Genomic DNA, 1,701 nt, shown 5'->3' on the forward strand with positions numbered 1-1,701 from the left:
CCTTTTGTGAGCATAGCCATATCATCGGCTCGCGCAGCACGCCGACTTCGTCCGCCGCTGCCGTCTGGCGCATGACGATCGCCAGATCGAGGCCGCCAGACTGCAGCGCCTGCGCCAACTCGGCGGAACGGCCGACCCGCAGTTCGATCCTGACGCGCGGATGGCTGCCGGCGAAAGCACGCAGCAGATCCGGCAGGCCGCTGTCGGCAAAATCCTGCGTCGTGCCGATGGCAACGCGCCCGGCAGCGCGGGCGCCCTTCAGCGCCAGCCAAGCCTCGCGATGGACGGCAAGAATGCGCTTGGCGTGGCCGACGAGATCCTCACCCGCCGGCGTCAAACCACGTCCCCGCCCCTGCGGCGCCAGCAGCGGCTCACCGACGACTTCCTCCAGCCGCTGCATCTGGGCGGTCACCGCCGAGGGCGAACGGCCGATGCTTGCAGCCGCCTGGGCCAGCGAGCCGCTGTCGACGAAAGCAAGGAAGGTTCGGAGCAGATCGGGATCGAGCGTTTCCATACTTCGATACTATCGAAGTATCATTTAAAAACAATTCGATTTTTTTGACTAAAAGGTGGTGGCATGGTTGTTTCAACGGCGATCGGACGCCGCTCAAGCCAAGGAGAAGAAGAATGCCTATCATCAACATCAGCGTCACCGGCAAACCTGACGCGGCGCTTTCCGCTCGCATCGCAAAGGAGGCCACAGAAATCACCGCGACGCAGCTGCGCAAGGACCCGACGATCACGGCAGTTGCCGTGTCCTATGTCGATCCGCAGCACTGGTTCGCCGGCGGCAAGTCGCTGGCCGAGCACGGCACCAACACGTTCTGGCTTGATATCAAGGTGGTCGACGGCACCAACACCAAGCTTGAGCTGGAGGCCTATCTGAAGGCGATCTTCGCAGCCTTCGGCCGTCTGCTGGGCGGCGTGCACGAGGAGAGCTACGCCTTCGTGCATGAAGTGCCGGCAGCCGCTTACGGCTATGGCGGCAAGACGCAGGAATTTCGTTTCATCAGTGGACGGCTGCAGGCGGCGTGAGAAGCAGCTTCCCGCACCAAGGGAAGCAAAAGCTCCGCATTGACCTTGCTCCCACATCGTCTAGGTTCTGGCCGACACGGCCGCAAAGAGCCGAGATGCTAAAAACGTTGGGAGAGACGCGGCATGATCCTGACACTGGCGCTGCTTGCGGGTCTTGTTCTGGCCTGGCTCCTGATTGGCGTGGCGGAAAAATTCCGCCTCGGCCTACGCTTCACCCAGGCGCTGCTCTATGTCCCGTTCAAGCTTGCCTACCGGATCGGAGACAGCCGCATCAGGATCGCCCGCAAGGCGCAGGCCCCAGTCATCTACGTCATCTCTCATCAATCGCGCTTCGAGCCGGCGCTGATGCTGTCGCTGCTGCCGGAAGACACGCTGCATATTCTCGATGAGGTCTCGGCGCGCTCGCCGTGGCTCGAACCTTGGCGCGAGCTTGGCCGTACCATCGCCTTCAACGCCGAACATGTCTTCGTCAGCCGCCGGCTGGTGCGGGTGCTGAAGGGCAAGGGCCGGCTCGCTGTCTATCTGCCGGATGCAGTCGAGCCCGACGTCAAGACGTTTCGGTTGTTTCGTGCCGTCACCCGCATCGCCATGCAGGCCGATGCCAAGATCGTGCCGATCTTCGTCGGCGGCGCGCGCAGCCTGCCGGTGTCGCTGACGCCTGGGGAC

Annotated in this window: 2 protein-coding genes and 1 pseudogene; 2 read left to right on the plus strand and 1 reads right to left on the minus strand. The window is 63.0% G+C overall.

The genetic code is table 11. The features are described from left to right. The coding region (locus EN991_RS35205) for a LysR family transcriptional regulator (RefSeq protein WP_127370451.1) at positions 1-514 on the minus strand (514 nt) is incomplete at its 3' end. A 113-nt stretch (positions 515-627) separates the two neighbouring features. Between EN991_RS35205 and EN991_RS35210 the strand changes: the two genes are divergently transcribed. Beyond that, positions 628-1,035 carry a 4-oxalocrotonate tautomerase family protein gene (locus EN991_RS35210; RefSeq protein WP_013532540.1) on the plus strand — a complete coding sequence of 136 codons (408 nt, stop codon included), beginning with the start codon at positions 628-630 and terminating at the stop codon, positions 1,033-1,035. 123 nt (positions 1,036-1,158) lie between these two features. Then, positions 1,159-1,701: pseudogene (locus EN991_RS35215) on the plus strand (2-acyl-glycerophospho-ethanolamine acyltransferase); the annotation flags it as partial.

The sequence above is a fragment of the Mesorhizobium sp. M7A.F.Ca.US.005.03.2.1 genome, assembly GCF_003997795.1.
Taxonomy (GTDB): Bacteria; Pseudomonadota; Alphaproteobacteria; order Rhizobiales; family Rhizobiaceae; genus Mesorhizobium; species Mesorhizobium ciceri.

Coding starts and splice junctions, on each gene's coding strand:
- EN991_RS35210 (WP_013532540.1), top strand. CDS start 628: ATGCCTATCATCAACATCAGCGTCACCGGCAAACCTGACGCGGCGCTT.